This window comes from Agrobacterium sp. rho-13.3 (genome assembly GCF_033957765.2).
Classification (GTDB): domain Bacteria; phylum Pseudomonadota; class Alphaproteobacteria; order Rhizobiales; family Rhizobiaceae; genus Agrobacterium.
Window position 1 is genome coordinate 1479117 of record NZ_CP192775.1, and the last position, 26365, is coordinate 1505481.

Sequence of the window (26365 nt, forward strand, 5' to 3'; positions counted from 1 at the left end):
GATGGTTGCCGTTCATTCTTCCACGGGTCAGGAACAGGTCGTCAGCATTGCCGAGCAGCGCGCAAACGAAAGTTACATGGCGCTTGTCTGGCGCCGGTTGCGACGCTCGTTCACCGGCATGGTCGGGCTGGTTCTCGTCGTACTTCTCATCCTCATCGCTGTTTTTGCCGATTTTTTCGCGCCTATGGACCCAAAGGAAACGGGGGCCAGCTTCACCCCGCCGCAGGGCATCAGCCTTACGGAAAAAGATGGCAGCCTCAGCATCTGGCCGCGCGTTTATGCCATGGCGGAAACGGAAGAGCTTGACCCGGTAACCTTCCAGCCCATCGTGGGACCGAATTACGATAATCCCCATTATCTCGGCTTTTTTGTAAAAGGTGCGCCTTACGACCTCTTCGGCCTCATTCCCATGCAAAGGCATTTTTTCGGCGCCGTGGATGGTGAAGCCGTGCATTTTCTGGGAACCGACAAGTTCGGTCGCGATGTGTTGTCGCGTGCCATTCACGGCTCACGGATTTCTCTCGCCATCGCGCTGAGCGTGGTGTTCATCGTGACCGTGATCGGCACCAGCGTCGGTTTGATATCGGGTTACTTTGGCGGCTCGGTGGATGCGTGGGTGCAGCGGTTTGTGGAAATCGTTCTCGCTTTCCCGCAATTGCCGCTCTATCTGGCACTGACATCGCTTATCCCCGTTACCGCTCCGACCAACGTGTTCCTCACCTTCGTCGTGGTCGTCATGTCGGCGCTGGGCTGGGCGCAGATGTCGCGTGAAGTGCGCGGTAAAACGCTGGCGCTGGCGCGTATCGACTATGTGCGGGCCGCCATGGCGATTGGCGCTACGGACCGGCGCATCATCTTCCAGCACATTCTGCCCAATGTGATGAGCCACGTCATCGTTGCCGTTACGCTGCATATTCCAAGTGTCGTGCTGCTGGAATCCTTCCTTGGTTTCCTTGGCTTTGCGGTCAAACCCCCGCTGATTTCGTGGGGGCTGATGTTGCAGGACACGGCGACCTATTCGGTCATCGGTTCCTATCCGTGGATTCTGGCTCCGGTCGGTTTCGTTCTGGTCACTGTCTTTGCCTTCAACGCGCTGGGCGATGGCCTGCGCGATGCTGTCGATCCCTATTGAGAGGAGACTGAAATGGTGACGTCCTCGCTTGCATCATTTGCGCCCGATATTCGCTTCGACCACGCATCGCGCCAGGATGCGCCGATCATCGATGCCCGCAACATTGCGGTCAATTTCAAGGTGGAACATGGAACCGTCGATGCGGTGAAAGGTGTGTCGTTCCAGCTGTATCGCGGCGAAACCATCGCCATTGTCGGGGAATCCGGTTCCGGCAAATCCGTCACGGCGCGCACCGTCATGGGGCTGTTGTCCAAACGGGCCGTTGTTTCAAGTGGCGCCTCCGTATCCTACGAGGGCAAGAACATTCTGAAATTGCCGGAGCGTGCGCGCCGCGCCATGCGCGGCAATCGCCTGGCGATGATTTTTCAGGAGCCGATGAGTTCGCTGAACCCGATCTACACCATCGGCAGCCAGATCGTTGAAGCCATCCGCGTTCATAACAGGATGAGCCGCAAGCAGGCTGAGGCGCGGGCGCTGGAACTGCTGAAACAAGTGCATATTCCAGACCCGGAAGCCCGGTTGAAACAATATCCGCACCAACTTTCCGGCGGGCAGCGTCAGCGTGTGATGATTGCCATGGCCCTCTCGAACGACCCGGACGTGCTGATTGCCGATGAGCCGACAACGGCGCTGGACGTGACGGTGCAGGCACAAATCCTCAACCTGATCCGCGAGTTGCAGCAGGCCCGTGGCATGGCCGTCGTTCTCATCACCCATGATCTGACCATCGTTCGGAAATTTTCCGATTATGTCTATGTCATGCAGCATGGCGAGGTGCGGGAGCACAATACGACGGAAGACATCTTCACCAACCCGCGCCACCCCTATACCAAAAAGCTTCTGGATTCCGAGCCGCAGGGGCAGGCTCAACCGCTGCCGTCCGGCTCCACCATTCTGCTGGAAGCCAGTGATGTGCGGGTGTCCTTCATGTTGCGGCATGGCGGTCTGTTCAAGCCGCAGCTGAAAGAGCTGATTGCGGTCGATAGTCTGGGACTGACGTTACGCCGTCACGAAACGCTTGGCATTGTGGGCGAATCCGGGTCTGGGAAGACAACATTCGGGCAATCGCTGCTGCGGCTGAATGAGCCGCAGGGTGGTCGCATTCTGTTCGACAACGAGCCGATCCATGGCAAGTCCCGCACTGAGATGCGGCCCTTGCGGTCGCGGATGCAGGTGGTGTTTCAAGATCCGTTTTCGTCGCTCAACCCCCGCATGACCATTGGCCAGATCATCGAGGAAGGGCTTATTGTCAACGGGTTGGGCGCGAACAAGGCGGAGCGGCTGGAGCGGGTGTGCGATGCGCTGTCTGCCTCCGGTATGCCGACCAATATTCTGTCGCGTTTCCCGCATGAGTTTTCCGGCGGCCAGCGGCAACGCATCGCGATTGCCCGTGCCATCGCGCTGGAACCGGAGTTCATTCTGCTGGATGAGCCGACATCCGCACTCGACCTTTCAGTCCAGTCTCAGATCATCGCCCTGCTGCGCAAGCTGCAAGACGAAAGAGGCCTGAGCTATCTGTTCATTTCGCATGATCTGAAGGTGGTGCGCGCGCTCTGCCACCGGGTCATCGTCATGCAAAACGGTCGCATCGTGGAAGAGGGGTCAGTGGAAAACGTGCTGGCCAATCCACAGACCGCGTACACCCAACGGCTTGTCAAAGCCGCATTTGAAATCGCCTGACCTGCTATCGGAGACACATATGGCAAGAAATCCACGGATCACCTTCATCGGCGCCGGATCGACGGTGTTCATGAAAAATATCATCGGCGATGTGCTGCAACGCCCCGCATTGTCCGGTGCCAAGATTGCACTGATGGACATCAACCCGCAGCGGCTGGAAGAAAGCGCCATCGTCGTCAACAAGCTGATTTCGACGCTGGGTGCCAAGGCGACCGTCGAAACCCACACGGATCAGCGCAAGGCGCTGAGCGGCGCGGATTTTGTCGTGGTCGCATTCCAGATTGGCGGATACGAGCCGTGCACGGTTACGGACTTTGAACTGCCCAAGAAATACGGCCTGCGCCAGACCATCGCCGATACATTGGGCGTTGGCGGCATCATGCGCGGACTTCGCACCGTTCCGCATTTGTGGAAGATTTGCGAAGACATGCTTGCCGTCTGCCCTGATGCGATCATGCTGCAATATGTAAACCCGATGGCCATCAACACCTGGGCGATTGCCGAAAAATACCCGACGATCCGCCAGGTTGGGCTTTGCCATTCCGTACAGGGCACGGCGATGGAACTGGCTGAAGACCTTGATATTACCTATGAGGACATCCGTTACCGTTCTGCCGGCATCAACCACATGGCGTTCTTTCTGGAATTCGAACATCGCCAGCCGGACGGCAGCTATCGCAACCTCTACCCCGATCTTGTGCGCGCCTATCATGAAGGCCGCGCGCCAAAACCCGGCTGGAACCCGCGATGCGTCAACAAGGTGCGGTACGAGATGCTGACCCGCCTCGGCTATTTCGTGACCGAAAGCTCGGAGCATTTTGCCGAATACACGCCCTATTTCATCAAGGAAGGTCGCGAAGACCTGATCGAGAAATTCGGCATTCCGCTGGATGAATATCCCAAGCGCTGCATCGAACAGATCGAGCGCTGGAAAGGGCAGGCCACGGCCTATCGTTCGGCAGAGAAAATCGAGGTCAAGCAGTCCAAGGAATATGCCTCATCGATCATCAATTCCGTCTGGACCGGTGAGCCTTCGGTTATCTACGGCAACCTGCGCAACAATGGCTGCATCACCTCACTGCCAGCCAATTGTGCCGCAGAAGTGCCGTGCCTTGTTGATCACAATGGCATTCAGCCCACCTTTGTCGGTGAACTGCCGCCGCAACTGACGGCGCTGATGCGCACCAACATCAATGTACAGGAACTGACGGTTGCAGCGCTGGTGACGGAAAACAGGGAGCATATTTTCCACGCCGCCATGCTGGACCCGCATACGGCAGCGGAACTCGATCTCGACCAGATCTGGTCTCTGGTCGATGACCTGCTGGTTGCCCATCGCGACTGGCTGCCAGAGTGGACGCAAGTGCCAGTCAAGCGGGTGACGGCGGCTTAGACGTCCGTTTTTCCGAAAATCGCTGACGCGCAATGTCTTGGCCTTACGGCCAAATCACCGTGCCCATGATTGAAACAAGAGTGCTCATCGGCCCGATCAAGGGTCGGTGAGCATTCCCGCCACCATCTGCCGGATGTCCGGCAGCAAAGCATTGCAGTTGTTCTCGCCTCCGAGAACCGGCCTTTTGGCTGCGCCGTTCATCGCACCGTATCGTGATCTACAGACCCTCATCATATGATGTGTTATAGGAACTTACATGTCGGACGGTGACGAAACTCCATAAGTTATTGTCCATATCTGGTTTTAAGCAGCCATTTTTGATGTATTTCCGACTTGGATTGTCAATCTCGACAGCGTGAAAAATTCATACTATGTCATATGTCAACGGAGGAGAAACGACATGTATGTAGGAACTCAACTGGCTGCGCGTGACGACGATGATTATCGGATTTGGTCGCAGCTTGGGGTCAACAACATCTGCGCTGATCCAGATGGCCCCTTGAACAGCTGGGGTCTCGATGACCTCAAGCGTTTGCGCGAAAAAGTCGAAAGTTTTGGTCTGACGCTGGACATGATCCAGCTTCCCTTGCCTTCAAGCCCCATTGAAACCGCCACATATCCAGACATCCTGCTGGCCGGTCCCAACCGTGATCGCCAGATCGACGCGATCTGCAAACTCATTGAAAATCTTGGTCAAGCCGGCATTCCCGCCGCCAAATACAATCTCAACCTCATCGGCATTCCGCGCACCCCCGACGAATTGGGAAGAGGCGGTTCGAAGAACGCCTCCTTCCGCTGGGATAAGACCGATCAGAATGCAGCGCCGGGTCAGGCTGGCGTTCTGTCGGAAGAGGAAAACTGGGAACGGATCGACTATTTCCTTGAACGGGTTGTGCCCGTTGCGGAAGCCAGCCGCGTTCGCCTTGCTTGCCATCCGCATGACCCTTACACGCCGCCGGGCTATAAGGGTGTAACCCGCGTTCTGGGAACGGTGGACGGGCTGAAGAAATTCGTGACGATGCATGAAAGCGCCTATCACGGCCTGAATTTCTGCCAGGGAACGGTTGGCGAAATGCTCGATAATCCTCGTGAGGAAATCGACGACGTCATTCGCTGGTTCGGCAGCCGCAACAAGATTTTCAATCTTCACTTCCGCAATATTCGCGGCAAGAAACTGTCCTTCATGGAAACCTTCCCGGACGAAGGCGACATGGATATGGCCCGGTCTCTCAAGGTCTATAGGGACGTGGGTTACAAATACATGATCATGCCGGACCATGTGCCGACCATCTCTGGCCGTGATCCGCAAGGTGTCGCTTTTGCCTATTGCTACGGTTACACCGCGGCGCTGCTTCAGGCGCTGGATGTCTACGGAGCTTAAACGGCTTTGATTTTAAGGCGAAATCCCGCACATGTTCATGTGCGGGAAGAGATTGCCAACGCCGGTCTTATATTGAGACCAGCTATGTTGAATATTTAAAATCGCATACCGGGCACGGCGAGTGGGTTGTCCGTCACAGCCTGGCGGTCTGGCGTGTCGATCCGCGCTGCACCTGTGAAAGCACCGAACAGGTCTTTCACGAAGACTTCCGGCAAATCCTTGGTAATCAGAACCATGCGGGTGCGCTTGTCTGATGCATCCGGCCATGCGGCGAGGCGCTGCGGCGGATGGAAAATGGACTGCACGCCGTGCAGCACCACAGGCCGGTCAGGATTGTCCGAAAGCTGCACGATGGCCTTCATGCGCAACAGCTTTTCGCCGTGCGCAGACCGCAGCAGATCGATAAACATTTCGATTGCGACAGGATCGATGGGCCGATCGTGCACAATTGAAAAAGAGCGGATGGATGCATTGTGCCGGTTCACATCATGGTGGTGATGGTGGTGCCCTTCATGCCCGTGATGTTCGTGGTCATCATGGTGGTGGTCATCATGGTGGTGGCCGGCGTCTTCATCTTCCTCACCCAGCCAGCGGCTGACATCACCAACCTTGTTGGAGGCGTCATAAAGGCCGTTTTCCAGAAGGGTTGATGCATCCCAGCTTTCGCTGTCGCCGTCTTCGATGGCTGCGCGTGGATTGAGCATGGTCAACTTTGCGATCAGCGCTTCAACCTGAGCGTCGTCCGCAAGCTTGCGCTTCGTCAGCAACAATCGATCCGCAACGGCCACCTGCTTGACTGCTTCTTCGTGATTCTCCAGCGTGGAAGACCCGTTGACCGCATCCACAACGGTGATCATGCCGTTCAGCACGAAATTCTGGGCGATCACCGGGTTCCCCATGATCGACTGCATCACCGGGGCAGGGTCGGCAAGACCGGTGGTTTCGATCACCACCCGTTTGACTGGCTTCAAGCGGCCTGTCTGAATGCCATCCATCAACTCGGCCAGCGTGTCCACCAACTCACCGCGGACGGTGCAGCACAAGCACCCTTCGGCAAGCTCGATGATGCCGTCGCCAGAGCTTTCCACCAGCAGGTGGTCGATGCTGACATCGCCGAATTCATTGATGATGATTGCGGCATCCTGCATGACAGGATCTTTGAGCAGCCTGTTGAGCAGCGTGGATTTTCCCGCGCCGAGAAAACCCGTGATAATGGAAACCGGTATGCGATCGAGTGCCATGAGGCGACCTGTAGCGTTAGAACATTACATGCTAAGCGGTGCTTTATAGCAATAAAAGCCAAAAGCGGAAGCAAGGATTTGCAAAATCATGCAACGGCTCATTCATGGAACGAGCCGTTATGGCCCATCAGAACGTTGGGCGTGGGATAGGGATTGGCACATTGGCCACATCGCCCTTGCTCTTCGTGTTGGCCGCCACCGTCGTTTCGCTGCCGGGGATCAGGCCAGCATAGGAATAAACCGGCGGGCGCGTCATTTCCTGCACGAAAGGTGACTTGATAATCATCCGGCCAGCTTCGTCGCGGCTTTCGCTGCGCACCTGGGCGGCCTTCGGATTGCAGATATCAGCACTGATATCGTTCACAAATTCCGTCTCACCGTAAGGTGCAAGCGATGCAAGCGACACGCCCTGGCTGGATGGTGCAGTCAGGCCCAGTTGCAACAGGTCGGCAGACTGGTCGGTGCGCCCCGCAAGGCTGTCGGCACCCAACACGACGGTCACGACCTGACGCCCGTTGCGAGATGCTGACGATACCTGATTGAAGCCGGAGGCGCAGATAAAGCCGGTTTTCATGCCGTCTGCACCGCTAAAGCGGCCGACCAGCATGTTATAATTGGCATAGTTCTTCTTGCCGGTGCTGACACCTTCCAGCGAGAAATAACCTGCATATTCAGGAAACTCACGCTTGAGGATCAACGCCAGCACGGCCAGATCGCGCGCTGTGGTATATTGACCCTTGCCCGGCAGACCGTTCGGGTTGATGTAGTGGGTGGACGACATGCCAAGGCGGGCGGCCTGCGCATTCATCTGATCGACGAAGTTTTCGGTCGTCCCACCAACGGTTTCGGCGATGGCCACGGCTACGTCATTGGCGGACTTGATCAGCAGCAGCTTCAGCGCGCTATCCAGTGTCAGCTTGGAGCCGGGTTTGAAATACATCTTGCTGGCAGGCTGGTCGGCGGCCTTCTTGCTCATGACCACTTCTGTATTCGGGCTGAGCTTGCCTGATTTCATGGCGCTGAAGGCGATATAGGCCGTCATGAGTTTGGTCAGCGACGCCGGATACCACTTGCGAAATGCTTCCTGATGGGAAATCACCTTGCCAGTTCTCACATCCACCACCATCTTGGGGTTGGCATGGGCGAAAGATGTCATCGCAATGATGCTGGCGGAGATGGCAGCAATGGTTTTTACGAGCCGCCCTGCGGCACGGTTGGGTCTGCATTCGTTCTGCAAGGCGTATCCTCAAATTCCCGTCGTCGTTTCGGGATTGGCAATATTCACCATATATGTCCAAGCAATGGCAAAGTACATTGATCGCGTCAATCATGAGGCGCAATATCCGTTGCGGAGGAGCGCGATTCATGGTGTTGAGAGTAAAAAAGTCAGGGATAAATGAATGCCAATTTTAAATAGAGCCGCCGAATTGCAGGCAGAGGTCAGCGAGTGGCGGCATTATCTGCACGAAAACCCTGAGCTTCTTTATGATGTCGAAGACACCGCCGCATTTGTGGCGCAGAAGCTGAAGTCTTTCGGCGTTGACGAAATCGTGACGGGAATAGGTCGCACCGGCGTCGTTGGCATTATTCATGGCAGAACGAAGGAAGGCCGCACCATAGGACTGCGCTCCGATATGGATGCACTTCCGATGGTCGAAGAAACCGGAAAGCCATGGTCCTCTAAGGTTTCTGGCAAAATGCACGCCTGCGGCCACGATGGGCATATGGCCATGCTGCTGGGTGCTGCAAAATATCTTGCCGAAACACGCAATTTCGATGGTTCCGTCGCGCTGATTTTCCAGCCCGCCGAAGAAGGTGGCGCGGGCGCGCTTGCCATGGTCGAAGACGGGTTGATGGCCCGATTTGGCGTGGATGAGGTTTACGGTATGCACAACATGCCGGGCATTCCGCTGGGGTCATTCGCCATCCGCAAGGGCGGCATCATGGCAGCGCCGGATAAGTTTTCGATCATCGTCAAGGGGCGTGGCGGCCATGCGGCGCAGCCGCACAAGACCATCGATCCCATCGCCATCGGTGCACAGATCGTCACTAATCTCCAGCTGATCGCGTCACGCAACACGGACCCTATCCGCTCTGTCGTGGTGTCTGTCACCCGCTTTCAGGCTGGTTCCAGCCACAACATCATTCCCAATGAGGCACTGATTGCCGGCACCGCGCGCACTTTGGATGAGCAGGTGCGCGATATGACCGAGGCCCGCATTATACAGGTGGCGGAAGGCATCGCGCTTGCCAATGGTGCCGAGGTTGAAGCCGTGTATGAACGCTACTGCCCTGTCACCGTCAATCACGCTGAAGAAACCGAACATGCCATCCGCGTTGCGCGTGATGTGGTGGGCGACAAGAACGTTGACCCGGATGTCGATCCTTCCATGGCGGGAGAAGACTTCTCCTACATGCTCAACGAACGGCCCGGTGCGTTTATTTTCCTGGGAAATGGCGATAGCGCTGGCCTGCACAATGCAAGCTATGACTTCAATGATGAAGCCATCGCCTATGGTATTTCCTATTGGGTCAAGCTTGCCGAGGCGCGATTGGGGAGCTGAATTTTAAGCGATAATCCTGGGCGAACCAAAGCATTTCCAGCAAAAGTGCGAAGCGGTTTTGCGTCCGGATAATGCGTCAAAAAAACAATAGAGCATTTTCGCGTTTCGGAGAGAGGCGCCAATGCTCTATTGCTTATTCGCCCACGGCGCTATCCAGCGCTCAAGCCATCTGGCCAGCACTTCCAGTAAAATGGCAATCGTCGCGATAACAAAAATCCCGGCGATGACCACGTCCGTCACCAGAAACTGCGCGGCGGACTGGATCATGAACCCTAGTCCGCGCGATGCCGCAACCAGTTCCGCAGCCACCAGCGTCGACCAGCCGGTGCCGAGCGCAATGCGTGTGCCGGTGAGGATCGATGGCAGTGCGGATGGCAGAATGACGTTCAGCAAAACCTGCTTGCGGGATGCGCCGACCGAGCGGGCGGCGTTGATGTAATCTTCCGGTGTGGCCCGCACACCTGCTGCCGTCGCAATGATGATGGAGGGCAGCATGGACAGCGCAATGACCGTGACCTTCGATGCTTCGCCTATTCCAATCCAGATGATGATGAGCGGCAGATAGGCAAGCGGCGGCAGGGGGCGCAGAAACTCGACGATGGGGTCGAGAACGCCCCGTCCCACGCGGCTGGTTGCAATGGCAAGCCCCACCGGAATGCCGATAGCAACCGAAACCACCAGCGCTGCCGACACACGCCCGAGGCTTGCGAGCGTATGCTGCGCCAGCGTCGAGTCGACAAAGCCGTTCACGACCAGCGAATAGAGAGATTTGACCACCACAAGCGGCGAGGGCAGAAACAGCGGCGGCAGCAACGAGGCCAGCGCGGCAATCTGCCATGCACCCAAAATCCCGACCACCGTAATTGCCGAAATGACCCACACGGGCAACGAACGGCGCGGGACTGTTGTGTCTGCGGCTTGCGGCTGAAGCGTTTCGCCGGTTTCAGGCAGTTCAGATAGGAGCGTCATGCTGCGGCCTCTTCTTCCGGCGAAAGACTGTGGATGAGATTGGTCAACCCTTCTTCCGTGTGCTTGAACAGCGGTGAGTTCCTGATGATCTCCGGCTTTGCGCCGCCGAGCAATTCTTTCGAAAAGTCGACCTCCAGATCGGTCGCGAGCCGTCCGGGGTTGGGGGAGAGAACGACGATTCGGGTGCCGAGCATCAAGGCTTCGTCGATGCTGTGGGTGATGAGGATCGCGCCCGCCTTGCTCCTGCTCCACACATCCAGAAGAAAACCCTGCATACGGGTGCGGGTCAGGGAGTCGAGCGCACCGAGTGGCTCGTCCAGCAAAAGAAAGCGCGGTTCTGCGGCAAGCGCTCTGGCAATGCCAACCCGTTGGCGCATACCGCCGGAAAGCTCCCAGATTTTTCGGTCACCTGCATTTTGCAGCCCAACCACGGCAAGCAGCTCATCAGCTTTTCGGTTTTGCTCGGATTTGCCAAGCCCCTTTATCTTCAGCGGAAATGCGATGTTATCCCGTGCGGAAAGCCACGGGTACAAGGCATCATTCTGGAACACGACGGCGCGCTCTGCACCGGGACCGGTAATGGGCTTGCCGTCCAGCAGCACGGCACCGCTTGTAGGCTGATGGAAGCCAGCAGCAAGGTTCAACAGGCTTGTTTTGCCGGAGCCGGAGCGGCCAATGACAACAACGAACTCACCGCTGGCAACCGACAGGCGGATATTGTCCAGAACCAGTTGTGGCTTGTCCCGTTTCGTGCGCGGCGGGTAGGACAGGCTCGCATTGTTGAACGTCAGCACGCTTTTGGCTGTCATCGTCATCTCCATAAAAACGCGGTGCGGAGAGTGCTGCACCGCGTGTTGGCACTTCACGTTAGAAAGAGAGTTTCGTTGCCTTTTCGACCCAGCGTGGAGACACATATGGACCGTAATCAGCCAGCGTGGACGGGAGCTTGCCCTGCTCCTTCAGGAAGGCCGAGGTCTCGGCAACGGCCTTGACCGTGCCGCCGCCCAGAAGGTCGGCCCCGGCCTGTTCTTCAAGCGTTGGGAAGATGTAGCCCTTCAGCAGTTCTGGCACTTCATCCTGCTTGGCGCCGGTCAGGCGGGCGATTTTTTCGGCCTCGGGTGATTTCGCATCCCATGCTGCCGGGTTGGCGCGATAGGCCGCCGTGGCATTGCCGGTGACTTTCACGAAGGTCGCAACTGCGTCCGGGTGGGCATCCGCGAACTTCTTGCTGACGATCCATGCGTCAAATGTCGGCCCGCCCCACTTGGCAACATCCGCAGAGGTGGCAAGCACGGTGCCTGATTTCTTGATGCTGGCCAGCACCGGATCCCAGACATAGGCGCCATCAATATCGCCACGCTGCCATGCGGCTGCGATTTCCGGCGGGCGCAGGTTCAGAATGTTGACCGTTTTCGGATCGATGTTCCAGTGCTTCAAAGCCGTCAAAAGGCTGTAATGCGCCGTGGAAACAAACGGTGTTGCAATCTTCTTGCCGACGAGTTCTTCCGGCTTGGTGACACCACGAACAGCCAATGCTTCCGCTTCGCTGATCAGGCCAACCAGTGCGATTGTTTCAATGGGCAGTTCCCGGCTGGCAGCGGCTGCAAGCGGCGAAGAGCCGACATAACCAATGTCCAGCGAGCCGGATGCGATCGCCGCGATGACGTCTGCGCCGCCATCGAACTTCTGCCAGTTGATCTTGGCGCCGGTGGCCTTTTCATAGGTGCCATCGGCCTGCGGTACGCGGGATGGTTCAACGATGGGCTGATAGCCAATGTTGATGGTGAGATCGCTCGCGTGAGCGCTCATCGAGGCGGTGAGTGCAAAAAGTGCGGCAGATGCAGTGAGGCCAGCAAACCGGCGACGTGTGAAAGACATTTTTTTCCTCTCCTATGACATGGACCCTGAGACATAAAATGCCTTAGTCGGTAGAAAGAGTAGAGAGAAAGACACCCCCATTTGCAGGGGTTTTGGCGCTTAGTTTTCTGTGTTTCTGCGGTGTTTGAGCACTGTCATGCCCTTGTTCCCCCTCTTCACGCCGACGGGACATGTGCGTTGCTTTTAAAAATGGTGGCGAAGGGTTAGAATATGCACGCCCTAACTGTGCCTCAATGCGCTTCTAGCTCGTTCATGTATTCTTAACCGCCACGCACGCTTTGCATAACGTGTTGCCTGATTGGATCGATTTGCGGGAACAAACGTTAGTGGTGCGCCATTCATTATCCCAAGAGCCCAAAAGGGCCGTGCGGGTTGAGAGTTGAAACAGGAGAAACAAAATGAAAAAGACTTTTGCCGTTACCTTCGCTGCAATGACACTCGGCCTCGGCGGCGCTGCAAGTGCAATCGCTGCTGACCTTGCGACCTATCCTGAAGTTCAACAGGATCAGGACGATCGCAACGGCGTGAAAATCGGTTATCTGACCTGCGATGTTGGTGGTGGCGTTGGTTATGTTGTTGGCTCTGCCAAGGAACTGGATTGCACGTTCCAGTCCACGGTTGGCGCACGCCGCACGGACCATTATAGCGGTGCCATTCGCAAGCTCGGCGTAGACCTCGGCTTCACCACACAGGGCAAGCTGGTCTGGGCCGTCTTCGCACCGACAGCCGGTTATCACCGCGGTTCGCTCGGCGGTCTGTATCAGGGCGCGACAGCGGAAGCCACAGTCGGTCTGGGTGTTGGTGCAAACCTTCTGGTGGGCGGCACGTCCGGCTCCATCCAGCTCCAGACAGTCAGTGTAACCGGTCAGGTTGGTCTTAACCTTGCTGCAACCGGCACGTCTGTGACACTCAACCCTATCAACGGCTAAGTCTTTTCTGACCGTCTCAGGACGGTCAATCTGACGCATGGTTATGACGCCCTTTTCGTTGTGATAGACGGAGAGGGCGTTGTATTATCTGGCACCTGTAATCGGTGCGCTCGGATATGATGAAATTTTTGACAGGACTCTGTTTTCTCCTCTCTGCGTCTTCGTTGTGGGCACAGGGCGATGCTGTGCAAGGAGAACAATCTTTCAGCAAATGCTCCGCCTGCCACAACATCGAAAGCCCGCGCACGCGTCTCGGCCCGCATCTGATGGGTGTCGTCGGGCGACATGCCGGGTCGGTGCCGGATTATAAATATTCGCAGGCGATGACAGATGCCGGGGCCAGTGGCCTGATTTGGGATGAGGACAAGCTGCGGGCTTTTCTGTCCAGTCCCAAGAAAGTCGTTCCCGGCACATCCATGCGCTTTTTCGGTCTGTGGAGCGAAACTGAAATCGACAATCTGATCGCCTACCTCAAAACCGTATCGGCTCCGCAGTAATCGATCCTAATGCGGGCTTTCGCCATCCAGAATGGCCTCCGCCTCTTCCAAACTCATCGCATAGACTCGATTGGCGATCTCGAAACTGTAGCCGTTACGTGCGAAAGCAGAAATCTCTTTTGCCATTCTTTTCTGATCGGTTTCTTCACGCCGGAATGGTCCGAAACGGCGCTTTCGCGCCATGATGACGGCGGATGAAAGATCATCGGTCTCGCTCAGAGCCTGCGCCGAAATCTCTTTGCTGATGCCTTTGACGCTGAGTTTCTGTGCGATGGCCCGGCGTGATCTTCCGCTGCGAATGGCGGAGCGTGTCGCGCTTTCGGCGTAAGCGACATCATCCAGCGCTTTGATATCATAGGCGAATTTCACGGCGGCTTCTGCCAGAGCCTTGATTTGCTCGGGGGTGATGTCCTCGAATTTCTGCTTGGCCTTGCGGGTTATGGCATCGAACAATTGCCGCTCGGTCATCATCCGCCGTTCCAGCCGGTAAATGGTGGAGTTGCGCACCCAGGTCAGCATTCTGGCCGTCGGGGTCACCGGCGCTTCCGTCTCGTCACTCAATGAAACCGTTTCCCTGTCGCGCATCTCAAGCTTCAGCATTCACCGTGCTCGTGTAGGGCAAAACACGGCAACTGTGAAATCCAAATTGCCTTGCCGGATCAATTCACTCCGCCATCAAAGCGTAGACATTGATGGGATGTTCCAAACCTCTCAGTGTCTGCGCGCCTATGCTTTCGAAATTTGCCGCGCGGCCCGCCAGTTCAACGAATTTTTCCGACAACAGCACGGGTCGCCCGGCGAGTTTGGTGAGAGTTTCCAGCCGTGATGCGATGTTGACGGCAGGACCGATGACGGTGAAATCCAGCCTGCTTTTGGAGCCTATATTGCCATACATCACGTCACCAACATGCACGCCGATGCCGTAACCGAGCGGGTCATGACCGCGCTCCATATTTGCCGCATTCAACGCCTGCAAATTGATTTGCGCTTCGCGAATGGCGGCGATGAGGTTGGTGGAGGCGTCTGGATTGCTCAGTGGAAAAATCGCCAGCAGGCCATCACCCATAAATTTGAGTATTTCCCCGCCGAATTTTTCGATCGGCTCCGACATGGCATCGAAATATCCGTTGAGAAGCTCAATCACATCATCGCGCGGCCATAGGTCGGAAATCTGGGTGAAGTTGCGCAGGTCACAAATCAGAATGGCGGCACCCACCGTCATGCCACTGCCGCGGCGCGTCGCGCCATCCAGAATGGCCTGACTGGCGTGCGGCCCCACATAGGTTTCCAGAAGTGTCCGCGCCATGCGGTTTTTCAGGCGAATTTCAGAGACAAGTGCGATGGCGGGAATAAGGCTTTTCAGCGTGTTTATCTCGCTCTCGGCAAAGCCACCGGGCGTATCGCTGCTGAATGTGATGACATGGCGTTTGCCCAATGTGTGGTTGAGCGGCCACGCACAATATTCCGTCAGCCCTTCGGCGCGCAGCTCGGCGTAAATATCATAGTCCGGCACGTCGATTGTCGGGTCGTCGAGGCGATGGCGGATTTCGGCAGCACCACTGTGGATCGCATTCAACGGACTGTTCAGATATTCCGGCGTCGTTTCCGTGCCATAGGCATAGGTGGTGAAGGACGCTTCGGTCTGGCCTCTGAACCACAACATGCGTGCGCCGCGCCATTGCGGGTGCTGGATCATGAAATTCATCGATGCTCTGGCCACGGAAACGCCGCTGTCGTTCAGCCGTTGGCAAAGTTCAACGAAAATATTGTCAATGAAACGCTGATCGCTGGTTTCCAGCACAAGCCAGTTCAATATGTCGTTGGGATGTGAGGGCCAAAAGGCCTTGGGTGCGTAATGATTGGACAGGCCAGCAAGATTTGCTTCTGTCATGAGAGTGTCCCCGCAGTTCAGTCATGTCTATTAGAATATTAGTGATGTGGTGGGCGGGGGAGGTGTTTTTAAGGGGGAGCACGAAAAGGAGCGTCAATGGCCAAATAATTTTCTCGCCCGTCGAGGTCAGAGTTTCAACTCTGGAGCGACGGGCGAGAAAAGACCCTGAATAGCTGTAGGCAGTGCTGCTAATCAGACGATGCTGGATGTTGGAATTTGCAGAGCGGCAGAAACACGTTTGATGTGGGATGGATTGTTATCCGAGCCGTCTTCGAGCGCTGCAATTTCCTGTGCGGTCAGTCCACACGTCACTGCCAACTGTTCAACCGTGTAACCGGAATTCGTTCTGGCAGCTGCGATTTTCTGTCCGAATGGTGCGTGGGTCTGATCGCCGGAATATGGCTGAGAAATGGATATTGTCATTATAATCTCCCTAGAATGGACATTAATGGAACCGGGGTCCATTGGAATTACCGGCATCTCATGCGACCGCGTTGCATAAGGAGAATGCATGCTGCAACGCAGCAGAGAAAATAGCCATGTTTGGCCCGCGAGCAATAGTTAAATTTTAGTAAGGAATTTAAAGGGCCAGTTTCGCGGGTGTTTGTGACACCTGACAACGGGCATTATGGCTTTTTAAATCAATGCTTTCTCGGCAATGCGGTGGGCCGGACATCAGCCCACCGTTTCCGCGCCTCTAACCCGATTTAGATGCTGAGGCAGAGGTATTTGATCTCAAGGTAATCCTCGATTCCGTATTTGGAACCCTCACGGCCCTGACCGGATTGCTTGATGCCACCAAAGGGTGCGACTTCCGTGGAAATAAGGCCGGTGTTGATGCCGACCATGCCGTATTCCAGCGCCTCGGCCACCCGGAAGATTTTCGACATGTCTTTCGAATAGAAATAGGAGGCAAGACCGAACTCGGTATCGTTGGCCATGTCGATGACCTCGTCTTCCGTCTCGAACTTGAAGAGGGGTGCGACGGGACCGAAGGTTTCCTCGCGCGCAACTTTCATGTCGGTGGTGACGCCGGTGAGAACTGTTGGCTGGAAGAATAGGCCTCCGCGTGCATCCGGCTTTCCACCCAGCGCCACGGTTGCACCTTTTGAAACGGCATCGGCAATGTGTTCTTCGACCTTTTCCAGCGCCTTATCCGTAATCAATGGGCCGGCATTGACGCCAGCCTCGAAGCCGTCGCCCACTTTCATGGCGGCAACTTTTTCGGTCAGCTTCTTGGCGAAGGCGTCGTAAACACCAGACTGGACATAAATACGGTTGGCGCAAACGCAGGTCTGGCCGTTGTTGCGGTATTTGGACACCATTGCGCCATCCACCGCAGCCTCCAGATCGGCGTCATCGAACACGATAAACGGCGCATTGCCGCCCAGTTCCAGACCAAGCTTCATGATCTGGTCCGCACCCTGCCGCATCAAAATTTTGCCGACATTGGTGGAGCCGGTGAAGGTCAGCTTGCGCACCTTGTCGTTTTCCGTGAACTCCTTGCCTATCGACGACGAGTCCTTGGAAAGAATGATATTGAACACACCGGCGGGCAGGCCTGCGCGTTCTGCAAGCAGCGCAAGGGCGGATGCCGAAAGCGGCGTTTCTGCTGCCGGTTTGGAGATCATCGCGCATCCGGCGGCGATGGCCGGGGCAAATTTGCGGGCCAGCATCGCATTGGGAAAATTCCAAGGCGTGATGGATGCAACAACGCCGACCGGCTGTTTGATGACGATGATGCGTTTGTCCTGCTGATGACCGGGAATGGTGTCGCCATAGACACGCTTGGCTTCTTCACCGAACCATTCCACATAGGATGCGCCGTATAGCACCTCGCCTTTGGCCTCTGCCAGCGGCTTGCCCATTTCGGTGGTCAGGATCGTGGCAAGGTCATCGGCATTGGCCACCAACAGGTCATAGAGCTTGCGCAGCACCGCTGCGCGCTCTTTACCGGTCTTTGCTGCCCAAAGTTTTTGAGCCTTATAGGCCGCGTCGATAGCGCGGGCGGTCTCTGTCCGACCCATATCGGGAAGCGTGGCGATCACGTCGCCGGTGGATGGATTGGTGACCTCGAAGGTCTTGCCTGCATCGCCTGCTGCAATCCACTCTCCGGCAATCAGAGCCTTGTCTGTGGCAAGGGATTTATCCTTGAGTTTCGATAATAACAGGTCCGAAATCGTCATGGATCAAGCCTCCGCCGCGCATTCGCGCAATGTGTTTTCCAAAATTCCCAGCGCTTCGCTGAAAACATCATCTTCAATTGTGATGGGAGCAAGGAAGCGCACCACATTTCCATATATGCCGCAGGTCAGCAGGATCAGGCCCTGTTGCAGCGCGCGTTCACGCACCTTGTTTGTGAAGTCGGCATTGGGTGTCTTTGTGCCGGGCAGGTTGAATTCCACGGCATTCATGAAGCCGGGTCCGCGAATGTCGGCGATCTGCGGCACCGCGTCGCGAAGCGACTGTAATTTCTGCTTCAGGCGGTTGCCGAGCAAAATCGCTCGGTCATTGAGATTTTCTTCCTCGATAACATCCAGCACGGCATTGCCCGCCGCTATGCCGATGGGATTGCCGCCATAGGTGCCGCCGAGACCGCCGGGTCCGGGCGCGTCCATAATCTCTGCGCGGCCCGTGACGGCGGCAATCGGGAAGCCGCCTCCCAGGCCTTTGGCCATGGTTGTCAGGTCGGCGGCAACGCCGTGATGCTCCATGGCAAACAGCTTGCCGGTGCGGGCAAAGCCGGTCTGCACCTCGTCGGCAATCAGCAGAATGCCGTGTTTGTCGGCAATTTCGCGCAGCTTCTGCATGAAGGCACGCGGCACTTCATAAAAGCCGCCTTCGCCCTGAACGGGTTCGACGATGAAGGCCGCGACGCGGCTTGGATCGACGTCCGCCTTGAACATCTTGTCGAGAACCGAAAAGCTGTCCTCTGCCGTTTGGCCGTGTAGCTCGACCGGGAAAGGAACATGGAAGACATCCGGCATCATGGGGCCGAAGCCGTTTTTATACGGTACGACCTTGCCGGTCAGGGCCATGCCCATGAAGGTGCGGCCATGGAAACCGCCGGTAAATGCGATGACTGCGGAACGGTTGGTGGCCGCGCGGGCAATCTTGACCGCATTTTCCACCGCTTCCGCGCCTGTGGTGACGAAGATCGTCTTCTTCTTGAAATCGCCCGGAACCAGATTGTTCAGGCGTTCTGCCAGCCGAACATAGTTTTCATAGGGCACAACCTGATGGCAGGTGTGGGTGAAGTGATCCAGCTGATCCTTCACGGCCGCAATGACTTTCGGGTGCCGGTGGCCGGTGTTGACGACGGCAATGCCTGCCGCGAAATCGATAAAACGTCGGCCTTCGACATCCCAGATTTCAGCATTCTGAGCTTTTTCCGCATAAATCTGCGTTGTTACGCCCACACCGCGAGAGATCGCGGCTGACCGGCGTTCTGCAATTTCAAGATTCTGCATGACGATATCCCCTAACTCATCGCGGTAATGGGTGTTTTACCCTTTTAATAATAATACCTACATTTTTTCTGTAGGTTTGCAATATGCCTTTTATGGTTATGAAAACCTGGTCAGGCTTCATATTTATGGTCTGGGGATGCCGGTGTTGAGGATGCCAGAGACGGTCTAAACGGCGCTGTTGGAGCGCATGTCGCGGCGAAAATCCGATGGTGACATTCCCGCGACCTGCCGGAACGCCTTGTTGAAGGCGCTGACGGAACCAAAGCCACTTTCCATGGCCACATGCAGAATATTGTCGTTATCCTTGATCAGCATGGCTTGAGCGCGGGAAAGTCGCAGCAATGTCAGATATTTGATCAGGGTCATGCCCGTCGACTTTCGAAACAGGTTCATGGCGTATTTCGGATGCAGGCTTGCGGAACGGGCGATGTCCGTCGCATCGATGTCGTCCAGAAAATTCGCAGCGATAAAATCGCACATACGCACGACGCTGACAGATGGAGAGCCGTCCGCATCGTTTGTTTCGCCAGCGTAGGCGGAGGAAGATATGACCGTGTAAGGTTCCAGAAACATGCGTTCGACGCGCAGCAGCAGTTCTTCCACGGCATTCTCAGCCTTGAGCGGATCGCCCGAATTGACATAGCGAAACCAGCGGGCAAAGTTTTCATCGTCCGATTGGTCGGTCACGGATGTCAGCATGGTCGCACCGCCCACCAGCATTGTGGAAACCGCGACAGGCAGCCGCATACGGAAAAAATGGATGAGCGGCAGATGGGCTCCGGCGTAAAATGAGTCAGGCGAAGATTCATCCATCTGGTGCGCCTGCCCACCCCAGAACAGGCACATTTGCCCTGCGTTGAGGCGCAGTGAATGGTCGCCCATGCGGTAATGCACAGTGCCGGAAATCACATAGTTCACTTCGACCTGCGCGTGCCAATGCGGCATGGACATGATGTAGGGGTGCGCGCGAAAAAACTGGAGCTTGGTGGGGGAGCCTTCGATGCTGCTTGCACCGGGCTGATAGACCGCTCTTTCACCTATCTTACTATCCGACAAATCCACATTCCCTTTTTACGAGACAGATTTCCTCGTGCCGCTAATCTGCATGTGTCGTTGGAGGACGGCAATTGAAAAGGGAGGTTTTCAATGAATTTTAAATTTATCGGTGCATCGGTATCGCTGGCACTTCTGGCAGCAACACCTGCCGCAGCACAATCAACCACCATTACGATCTGGAGTTGGAATGTTGCCGCATCCGCATTGAAATCCACGCTTGAAGGTTTCAACAAGAAATATCCCGATATCAAGGTGGATGTTCAGGATCTGGGCAACAACCAGGTTTACGACAAGGCGATTGCGGCCTGCGCTGCCGGTGGAGAAGGTCTGCCAGACATTGTGACCGTTGAAAACTTTGAGGCCGAGGTTTTCTGGAACCGTTTTCCCGATTGCTTCACGGACGCAACGAAACTGGGTTATACGCCTGAAAAGCAGGCGCTCTTCCCGGACTTCAAGCGGACGGAGCTGGAAGTGGATGGCGTTGCCTATGCCGTGCCATGGGACTCCGGTCCGGTCGCCATGTTCTACCGTCGCGACTTTTACCAAAAGGCTGGCGTCGACCCGGCGACGATCAAAACCTGGGACGAATTTATCGCAGCGGGCAAGAAGGTCATGGACGCCAATCCCGGCACTGTCATGACGCAGGCGGATTTCAACGGCGATAGCGAATGGTTCCGCATGATTGCCAATGAGCAGGGATGTGGTTACTTTTCGACCGATGGCCAGAGCATAACCATCAATCAGCCAGCCTGTGTTGCGACGCTTGAGAAGCTCAAGCAGATGAAGGATGCAGGCATTATCACGGCTGCGATCTGGGACGAAAAAATCCAGTCCAATACCTCGGGCAAAGTCGCCACGCAGATGTATGGCGGCTGGTTTGAGGGATCGGTGCGTTCCGGCTCCCCCGATCTGGCCGGTAAGTGGGGCGTCTATACCATGCCGAGCCTGACAGCAGATGGTCCCCATGCTGCCAATCTCGGTGGCTCGTCGCTCGCCATAAGCTCTTCTTCACAACACAAGGAAGCGGCGTGGAAGTTCGTTGATTATGCCCTTTTGACCAATGAGGGGCAGGTCACCATGCTGAAATCGTTCGGTCTGGTGCCATCGCTCCTCAGTGCTGACAAAGAACCATTCGTAAAAGAACCGCAGCCCTATTGGGGTGGTCAGGCCGTCTGGTCAGACATTCTCGCCACGCTGCCGAAGATCGTGCCGAGCCGTGGCACGGCGTTCCAGTCGGATGCAGAAGGCATATACCGCGTCACGCAGACCAAATATCTCGCGGGTGGTTTTCCGGATGCCAAGACGGCTCTGGACAATGCCGCCAAGCAGATCGAAACCGCAACAGGGGTTCCTATAGCGCAATAACTTCCCAAGCCGACCGTTGCCGGGCGCTCGTGTTAAGGGCGTCCGGCCCCCATCACTCTCTGGCTTTGTGAGGTCGATATGCCTTTGCGCACCAGGGTCGCGTATGCGTTCCTTGCCCCATATCTGTTGATCTTCGCCACATTCTGGCTGTGGCCGATCATAAATTCGTTTCTGCTGTCGTTTCAGAACACGCGCATCAATCCCTGGCGGTTTGCGCCGTCCATGAACTGGGGGCGACTTGTCGGTGACCCGGCATTTTATAACGCGCTTCAGAACACGCTCATCATTCTGGTCGTGCAGGTTCCGGTCATGATCGCACTCGCCACGATCATGGCAGTGCTATTGAATTCCCCACTTTTAAAGGCGCGCCCCCTGTTCCGCTTCGCCTTTTTTGCCCCCGTGGTTGTTGGGGAAGTGGCATATGCAGCCGTTTTCCGGCTGATGTTCAGTACCGATTTCGGCATCGTCAACAAGCTCATCACATCTGTGGGCCTGCCAGCCGTCTCCTGGTTCGATAATTCGACGGCAGCCATGGCGCTGATCATCATTGCGGTGACGTGGCGCTGGGCCGGTTACAATGCCATCATCATTCTGGCAGGCCTTCAATCTATTCCCGGCGATGTGTACGAGGCGGCGACGCTGGACCATGTCAGCAAACGCCAGCAGTTTTTCCACATCACGCTGCCACTGTTGAAACCCATCATCATGTTTTGCGTCGTGCTGTCGGTTATCGGCACCATGCAGCTGTTCACCGAACCGTTTTTGATCACCAACCGTGGCGGTCCCGGTGGGGCGACGGAGACGCTGGGCATTTTCCTTTATCGCCAAGGCTTTACGGCGCTGAATTTCGGTTACGCCTCGGCCATCGCTTACACGGTTGCGGCGCTTGCCGTCGTTATCTCACTGTTCAATCTATGGATCGGGAGGGAAGCGAAATGAGATCGAAGTCCAAATCCATTCTCTGGCAGAAAATCGCGCTTCACGCCGCATTGACGCCGCTTGCCATCATCTGGCTGTTTCCCATCTGGATGATGTTCGTATTCTCGACCATGCCCGACAACGGCATTTTCAGCCCAAATATCGAGCTGTTGCCATCGACGCATTTTCTGGAAAACTTCCGCAACCTTCAGGCCGACACCGACTTTCTGCGCGCTTTGTTCATCTCCATCTGCGTGGCGGTCATCTATACGGTGTTGTCCGTGATGCTGACATCCATGGCGGGCTGGGCGCTGGCGCGTTATCGTTTTGCCGGGCGGTCCGTGGTGGTCGCCATCATTCTGGGCACGATTACCTTGCCCTATGCCGTGGTCGTCATTCCGCAATTCATCATGGTAGCGCGGGAGTTCAAACTCGCCAACACGTGGGTAGCGCTTATCGTGCCGCCGCTGTTCAACTCACTCGGCGTTCTGTTCATGCGGCAATCATTCTCCATGATGCCGACCGAGCTTTTCGATGCAGCGCGCGTCGAAGGTGTCAAGGAATGGCAAATCTTCCTGCGTATCGCTTTGCCGCTGGCAAGGCCGACCATGGCTGCATTGTCGATTATTCTCTTCCTTGCGTCATGGAACAACTATCTCTGGCCGCTGCTGATCAACTCGAAACCGGGCATGATGACGGCTCCTGTCGCATTGGGCACGCTGATAGGCCTCACCAAAGTCTCCTGGGGCGGCATCATGTCGGGGGCCATGCTCCTGACCGCCCCCATTCTCGTTATTTTCGTGCTGTTGCAGCGCCATTTCATCGCCGGCATTTCCGCCGGCGCCGTCAAGTAATCCGGGAGGAACCGCATGGCGGAATTATCGCTTAACAATGTCGTCAAACGTTATGGTGCCCTCAACGTTATCCATGGCGCCAATCTGGACATTGCCGATGGGGAATTCGTTGTCTTCGTCGGTCCCTCGGGCTGCGGCAAGTCGACACTTCTGCGCGTGATCGCCGGGCTGGAGGATATCTCCGGCGGCGACATCAGTATCGGCGGCAAGGTGGTCAACGATGCCGAGCCGACGGACCGTGGCATTGCCATGGTGTTTCAGTCCTATGCACTTTATCCGCACATGACGGTTGAGGAAAATCTGTCCTTCGGCCTGCGTATGAATGGCAACCCGAAGGCCGATACGGAACAGCGTGTTCGGCGCGCAGCCGATATCTTGCAGATTGACGAGTTGATGCACCGCAGACCCAAACAGCTTTCGGGCGGTCAACGGCAGCGCGTTGCCATCGGGCGCGCCATCGTGCGCCAGCCGCAGGTATTTCTGTTCGATGAACCGCTGTCCAACCTCGATGCCGAACTGCGCGTTCAGATGCGTGTGGAAATCTCGCGACTTCACAAGCAGCTTGGCACCACCATGATCTATGTCACCCACGATCAGACGGAAGCGATGACGCTTGCTGACAAGATCGTGGTGCTGAGAGCCGGGCACATCGAGCAGGTGGGCGCGCCACTCGATCTTTATGACGATCCCGCTAATCGTTTTGTCGCCGGTTTCGTCGGCTCACCGAAGATGAATTTTTTGCCCGCCGAAGTCGTGGCCCAAGGGCCGGACGGCGTTACGGTTCGTCTGGTGGACGATCCCGGTGTGCAATTCGTTCTTCCGCTGAAATCGACGGTCGCGGAAGGCAGCGAGGTTGCCCTTGGTATAAGGCCTGAACATTTTGGCGAGGCAGGCACCGGCGATACCGATCTTGGCGTCGACATCGATGTGGCCGAGCATCTGGGCAATACGAGCTACGTTTATGCGCGCATGGCGGGCGATACGCCTCTTATCATCGAGCGCCCGGAATCACGACATTCCACCCACCAGCAACGCCTGACGGTGGCGATTTTCGCCAACAAGACCTTCCTTTTCGACAGCACGGGTGCCCGCCTGCGCTGAAACACACTCTCACGACAATGCTATGAGGATTTGCATGACTGACGTTCAACCGATCCGTTGGGGCATCATCGGCCCCGGAACAATCGCCCGCACCTTTGCGGATGGTATTGCCCATTCAAAAACCGGAAAACTCGTGGCAATCGGCACACGCAACCCGGATAAGCCCGGCCTTGCCGATGGGTTTGCCGGCGCGCGCATCGTTCATGGATATGAGGCGCTGCTGGCCGACCCGCAGGTGGATGCGGTTTACATCGCAACCCCGCATACAGGCCATGCGGAATGGGCCATCAAGGCGGTTCGTGCCGGTAAACATGTGCTGGTCGAAAAGCCGATCGGGCTGTCTGCCTATGATGCCGACGCGATTTTTCATGAGGCGAAGAAGGCCGGTGTTTTTGCGGGTGAGGCCTATATGTACCGCCTGCATCCGCAGACGGCAAAGATCGTCGAGCTTGTGAAAAGCGGTGCGATTGGCGAAGTCAGGATTATTCGCACCAGCTTTGGTTTCAACATGGGTCGTTTCCAGCCCGATCATCGCCTGTTTGCCAATGATGCGGCTGGCGGCGGCATTCTGGATGTCGGCGGATACCCTGTTTCGATTGCGCGGGTGATTGCAGGAGCTGCGGCGGGCAAGCCGTTTCTGGAGCCGGAAAAAGTCTCCGGCGCCGCACATCTGGGGCAATCCGGCGTAGATGAGTGGGCCTCAGCCGTTCTGAAATTTCCGAACGGAATCGTTGCCGAAGTCTCATGCTCCATCATGGCGCAGCAGGACAATGTGCTGCGGATCATCGGTTCAGAAGGCCGCATCGAGGTCGAAGACTTCTGGTTTGCCTCCGGTCACAAGGGCGGTGTCGGCAAAATCGAGATCATCAAGGGCAAGGACCGCGAGACTGTCGAGGTGCACGAAGATGGCTGGCTTTATGCCTTTGAGGTGGATGCGGCGGGTGATGCCATCCGTGGTGGTCAGTCTCAGTTCGCATATCCCGGCATGAGTTGGGCAGACAGCCTTGGAAACCTGCGCGTCATGGATCAGTGGCGAGCCTCTGTCGGGCTGGAATATGGCGTGGAAACCTCTGCCAAGCGCGTTCTCAACATTGCTGGCGGCAAGGTCGTTGCCGGTAACGCGGTGCCGAAAAGACAGATTCCCGGTCTTTCCAAACCCGCATCCGTGGTGGCGCTTGGTTTCGAGTTTTTCCCGAATTTCGCATCCGCCTCTCTCACGCTCGACAGTTTTTATGAAGCGGGTGGCAACCTGTTCGATACGGCCTATGTCTACGGTGCCGGCAAGACCGAGGCGATTTTCGGAGACTGGCACACCAGCCGCAACGTGCCGCGAGACGAGATCGTGCTGATCGGCAAGGGCGCACATTCACCGCTATGCTACCCGGACATGATTGCCAAGCAACTGGATCAATCGCTTGAGCGGCTGAAAACCGATTATGTCGATGCCTATTTCATGCACCGCGATAATCTTGCCGTCCCGGTTGGCGAGTTTGTGGATGCGATGGATGCGGAGGTAAAGCGCGGTCGCATTCGCGGAATCTTCGGTGGCTCCAACTGGACGCGGGAGCGTATGGATGAGGCCGCAGCCTATGCGCAGAAAAACGGCAAAGCGGCACCTGCCGCCCTTTCCAACAATTTCTCGCTGGCGGAAATGCTGGACCCCATCTGGGCCGGGTGCGTTGCGGCGTCCAACGACGATTGGAAAGAGTGGCTGAACAACCGCCAGATCCCGAATTTCGCATGGTCCAGCCAAGGCCGTGGCTTCTTCACGGAGAGATCCGGGAGAGACAAGCTCGATGATGAAGAAATCGTCCGCGTCTGGTATTCGGAGCGCAATTTTGCGAGACGCGACAGGGCGATCCAACTGGCGCAAGAGCTTGGACGCAACCCGATCCACATCGCTCTGGCCTATGTTATCGCGCAGCCGTTTCCGGTCATCCCGCTCATCGGGCCACGCACCATTGCGGAGCTGGAAGACAGTCTCTCGGCACTGGATATAAAGCTGACACCCGAACAGGTGCGTTGGCTGGAAGCCTGACCATCAGA

At 56.4% G+C, this 26365-nt stretch carries 23 protein-coding genes; 12 read left to right on the forward strand and 11 right to left on the reverse strand.

From position 1 onward, the window contains the following. The first annotated feature begins 1 nt into the window (after position 1). The 4 genes from RMR16_RS21625 (at position 2) to RMR16_RS21640 (ending at position 5586) form a co-directional block, all read left to right on the forward strand. Entirely contained in the window at positions 2–1132 is a 1131-nt protein-coding gene (locus RMR16_RS21625; protein WP_320197672.1) for an ABC transporter permease, read from the forward strand. A 12-nt stretch (positions 1133–1144) separates the two neighbouring features. Further along, complete coding sequence (locus tag RMR16_RS21630; RefSeq protein WP_320197673.1) at positions 1145–2812, forward strand: ABC transporter ATP-binding protein; 1668 nt, start codon at positions 1145–1147, stop codon at positions 2810–2812. A 19-nt stretch (positions 2813–2831) separates the two neighbouring features. Next, positions 2832–4205, forward strand: a complete 1374-nt coding sequence (locus tag RMR16_RS21635) for an alpha-glucosidase/alpha-galactosidase (protein WP_320197674.1) — start codon at positions 2832–2834, stop codon at positions 4203–4205. 400 nt (positions 4206–4605) lie between these two features. Then, on the forward strand, positions 4606–5586 hold the full coding sequence (locus RMR16_RS21640; protein ID WP_320197675.1) for a mannonate dehydratase: 981 nt from the start codon (positions 4606–4608) through the stop codon (positions 5584–5586). Between the two features lie 95 nt (positions 5587–5681). On the opposite strand, the gene RMR16_RS21645 is transcribed toward RMR16_RS21640, so the two are convergent. Beyond that, positions 5682–6827 carry a CobW family GTP-binding protein gene (locus RMR16_RS21645; protein WP_320197676.1) on the reverse strand — a complete coding sequence of 382 codons (1146 nt, stop codon included), beginning with the start codon at positions 6825–6827 and terminating at the stop codon, positions 5682–5684. Between the two features lie 127 nt (positions 6828–6954). Next, entirely contained in the window at positions 6955–7983 is a 1029-nt protein-coding gene (locus RMR16_RS21650; protein ID WP_413785942.1) for a D-alanyl-D-alanine carboxypeptidase family protein, read from the reverse strand. Positions 7984–8227: 244 nt separating this feature from the next. Here RMR16_RS21650 and RMR16_RS21655 point away from each other — a divergent pair, with 244 nt between their 5' ends. Then, positions 8228–9391, forward strand: a complete 1164-nt coding sequence (locus RMR16_RS21655) for a M20 aminoacylase family protein (protein ID WP_320197677.1) — start codon at positions 8228–8230, stop codon at positions 9389–9391. 126 nt (positions 9392–9517) lie between these two features. Here the strand turns inward: RMR16_RS21655 and RMR16_RS21660 are convergent, their stop codons facing one another. From RMR16_RS21660 to tauA, 3 genes are read right to left on the reverse strand one after another with little or no spacing between them, the layout of a single operon-like run. Further along, complete coding sequence (locus RMR16_RS21660) at positions 9518–10360, reverse strand: ABC transporter permease subunit (RefSeq protein WP_320197678.1); 843 nt, start codon at positions 10358–10360, stop codon at positions 9518–9520. Beyond that, positions 10357–11169, reverse strand: a complete 813-nt coding sequence (locus tag RMR16_RS21665; RefSeq protein ID WP_320197679.1) for a taurine ABC transporter ATP-binding protein — start codon at positions 11167–11169, stop codon at positions 10357–10359. The genes RMR16_RS21660 and RMR16_RS21665 overlap by 4 nt, the downstream gene beginning before the upstream one ends. Positions 11170–11227: 58 nt before the next feature. After that, the gene (gene tauA / locus RMR16_RS21670; protein WP_320197680.1) at positions 11228–12238 is read right to left on the reverse strand and encodes a taurine ABC transporter substrate-binding protein; all 1011 of its coding nucleotides are present in this window, start codon (positions 12236–12238) and stop codon (positions 11228–11230) included. A 398-nt stretch (positions 12239–12636) separates the two neighbouring features. Here tauA and RMR16_RS21675 point away from each other — a divergent pair, with 398 nt between their 5' ends. Together RMR16_RS21675 and RMR16_RS21680 are read left to right on the forward strand one after the other, a co-directional pair. Then, complete coding sequence (locus RMR16_RS21675) at positions 12637–13167, forward strand: DUF992 domain-containing protein (protein ID WP_320197681.1); 531 nt, start codon at positions 12637–12639, stop codon at positions 13165–13167. 185 nt (positions 13168–13352) lie between these two features. Continuing rightward, a complete protein-coding gene (locus RMR16_RS21680) occupies positions 13353–13664 on the forward strand; it encodes a c-type cytochrome (RefSeq protein WP_413785924.1) in 312 nt (103 codons plus the stop codon). A gap of 6 nt (positions 13665–13670) precedes the next feature. Here the strand turns inward: RMR16_RS21680 and recX are convergent, their stop codons facing one another. The 6 genes from recX to RMR16_RS21710 all read right to left on the reverse strand — a co-directional run bounded on the left by recX (position 13671) and on the right by RMR16_RS21710 (position 20081). Next, positions 13671–14225 carry a recombination regulator RecX gene (recX, locus tag RMR16_RS21685; protein WP_320197998.1) on the reverse strand — a complete coding sequence of 185 codons (555 nt, stop codon included), beginning with the start codon at positions 14223–14225 and terminating at the stop codon, positions 13671–13673. 103 nt (positions 14226–14328) lie between these two features. Beyond that, the gene (locus tag RMR16_RS21690) at positions 14329–15555 is read right to left on the reverse strand and encodes an adenylate/guanylate cyclase domain-containing protein (protein ID WP_320197683.1); all 1227 of its coding nucleotides are present in this window, start codon (positions 15553–15555) and stop codon (positions 14329–14331) included. Between the two features lie 192 nt (positions 15556–15747). Then, positions 15748–15978, reverse strand: a complete 231-nt coding sequence (locus tag RMR16_RS21695; RefSeq protein ID WP_320197684.1) for a helix-turn-helix domain-containing protein — start codon at positions 15976–15978, stop codon at positions 15748–15750. A 284-nt stretch (positions 15979–16262) separates the two neighbouring features. Continuing rightward, positions 16263–17741 (reverse strand): NAD-dependent succinate-semialdehyde dehydrogenase, encoded by a 1479-nt coding sequence (locus RMR16_RS21700; RefSeq protein WP_320197685.1) that lies wholly within the window; start codon positions 17739–17741, stop codon positions 16263–16265. A 3-nt stretch (positions 17742–17744) separates the two neighbouring features. Next, the gene (locus tag RMR16_RS21705; RefSeq protein ID WP_320197686.1) at positions 17745–19025 is read right to left on the reverse strand and encodes a 4-aminobutyrate--2-oxoglutarate transaminase; all 1281 of its coding nucleotides are present in this window, start codon (positions 19023–19025) and stop codon (positions 17745–17747) included. Positions 19026–19190: 165 nt separating this feature from the next. Continuing rightward, a complete protein-coding gene (locus RMR16_RS21710) occupies positions 19191–20081 on the reverse strand; it encodes a helix-turn-helix domain-containing protein (protein WP_320197687.1) in 891 nt (296 codons plus the stop codon). A 90-nt stretch (positions 20082–20171) separates the two neighbouring features. Here RMR16_RS21710 and RMR16_RS21715 point away from each other — a divergent pair, with 90 nt between their 5' ends. From RMR16_RS21715 to RMR16_RS21735, 5 genes are all read left to right on the forward strand, one after another. Further along, on the forward strand, positions 20172–21446 hold the full coding sequence (locus tag RMR16_RS21715) for an extracellular solute-binding protein (protein WP_320197688.1): 1275 nt from the start codon (positions 20172–20174) through the stop codon (positions 21444–21446). A 78-nt stretch (positions 21447–21524) separates the two neighbouring features. Further along, positions 21525–22385 carry a carbohydrate ABC transporter permease gene (locus tag RMR16_RS21720; protein WP_320197689.1) on the forward strand — a complete coding sequence of 287 codons (861 nt, stop codon included), beginning with the start codon at positions 21525–21527 and terminating at the stop codon, positions 22383–22385. Beyond that, on the forward strand, positions 22382–23218 hold the full coding sequence (locus tag RMR16_RS21725) for a carbohydrate ABC transporter permease (protein ID WP_320197690.1): 837 nt from the start codon (positions 22382–22384) through the stop codon (positions 23216–23218). Before RMR16_RS21720 ends, RMR16_RS21725 begins: the two co-directional genes overlap by 4 nt. Before the next feature lie 15 nt (positions 23219–23233). After that, positions 23234–24319, forward strand: a complete 1086-nt coding sequence (locus tag RMR16_RS21730; protein ID WP_320197691.1) for an ABC transporter ATP-binding protein — start codon at positions 23234–23236, stop codon at positions 24317–24319. Positions 24320–24353: 34 nt separating this feature from the next. Further along, positions 24354–26357 (forward strand): aldo/keto reductase, encoded by a 2004-nt coding sequence (locus tag RMR16_RS21735; RefSeq protein WP_320197692.1) that lies wholly within the window; start codon positions 24354–24356, stop codon positions 26355–26357. Positions 26358–26365 lie beyond the last annotated feature (8 nt).

Excerpts from the sequence above, each read along its gene's own strand:
- RMR16_RS21625 (WP_320197672.1), top strand. The coding sequence starts at position 2 with ATGGTTGCCGTTCATTCTTCCACGGGTCAGGAACAGGTCGTCAGCATT.
- RMR16_RS21630 (WP_320197673.1), top strand. The coding sequence starts at position 1,145 with ATGGTGACGTCCTCGCTTGCATCATTTGCGCCCGATATTCGCTTCGAC.
- RMR16_RS21635 (WP_320197674.1), top strand. The coding sequence starts at position 2,832 with ATGGCAAGAAATCCACGGATCACCTTCATCGGCGCCGGATCGACGGTG.
- RMR16_RS21640 (WP_320197675.1), top strand. The coding sequence starts at position 4,606 with ATGTATGTAGGAACTCAACTGGCTGCGCGTGACGACGATGATTATCGG.
- RMR16_RS21645 (WP_320197676.1), bottom strand. The coding sequence starts at position 6,827 with ATGGCACTCGATCGCATACCGGTTTCCATTATCACGGGTTTTCTCGGC.
- RMR16_RS21650 (WP_413785942.1), bottom strand. The coding sequence starts at position 7,983 with ATGACATCTTTCGCCCATGCCAACCCCAAGATGGTGGTGGATGTGAGA.
- RMR16_RS21655 (WP_320197677.1), top strand. The coding sequence starts at position 8,228 with ATGCCAATTTTAAATAGAGCCGCCGAATTGCAGGCAGAGGTCAGCGAG.
- RMR16_RS21660 (WP_320197678.1), bottom strand. The coding sequence starts at position 10,360 with ATGACGCTCCTATCTGAACTGCCTGAAACCGGCGAAACGCTTCAGCCG.
- RMR16_RS21665 (WP_320197679.1), bottom strand. The coding sequence starts at position 11,169 with ATGACAGCCAAAAGCGTGCTGACGTTCAACAATGCGAGCCTGTCCTAC.
- tauA (WP_320197680.1), bottom strand. The coding sequence starts at position 12,238 with ATGTCTTTCACACGTCGCCGGTTTGCTGGCCTCACTGCATCTGCCGCA.
- RMR16_RS21675 (WP_320197681.1), top strand. The coding sequence starts at position 12,637 with ATGAAAAAGACTTTTGCCGTTACCTTCGCTGCAATGACACTCGGCCTC.
- RMR16_RS21690 (WP_320197683.1), bottom strand. The coding sequence starts at position 15,555 with ATGACAGAAGCAAATCTTGCTGGCCTGTCCAATCATTACGCACCCAAG.
- RMR16_RS21695 (WP_320197684.1), bottom strand. The coding sequence starts at position 15,978 with ATGACAATATCCATTTCTCAGCCATATTCCGGCGATCAGACCCACGCA.
- RMR16_RS21700 (WP_320197685.1), bottom strand. The coding sequence starts at position 17,741 with ATGACGATTTCGGACCTGTTATTATCGAAACTCAAGGATAAATCCCTT.
- RMR16_RS21705 (WP_320197686.1), bottom strand. The coding sequence starts at position 19,025 with ATGCAGAATCTTGAAATTGCAGAACGCCGGTCAGCCGCGATCTCTCGC.
- RMR16_RS21715 (WP_320197688.1), top strand. The coding sequence starts at position 20,172 with ATGAATTTTAAATTTATCGGTGCATCGGTATCGCTGGCACTTCTGGCA.
- RMR16_RS21720 (WP_320197689.1), top strand. The coding sequence starts at position 21,525 with ATGCCTTTGCGCACCAGGGTCGCGTATGCGTTCCTTGCCCCATATCTG.
- RMR16_RS21725 (WP_320197690.1), top strand. The coding sequence starts at position 22,382 with ATGAGATCGAAGTCCAAATCCATTCTCTGGCAGAAAATCGCGCTTCAC.
- RMR16_RS21730 (WP_320197691.1), top strand. The coding sequence starts at position 23,234 with ATGGCGGAATTATCGCTTAACAATGTCGTCAAACGTTATGGTGCCCTC.
- RMR16_RS21735 (WP_320197692.1), top strand. The coding sequence starts at position 24,354 with ATGACTGACGTTCAACCGATCCGTTGGGGCATCATCGGCCCCGGAACA.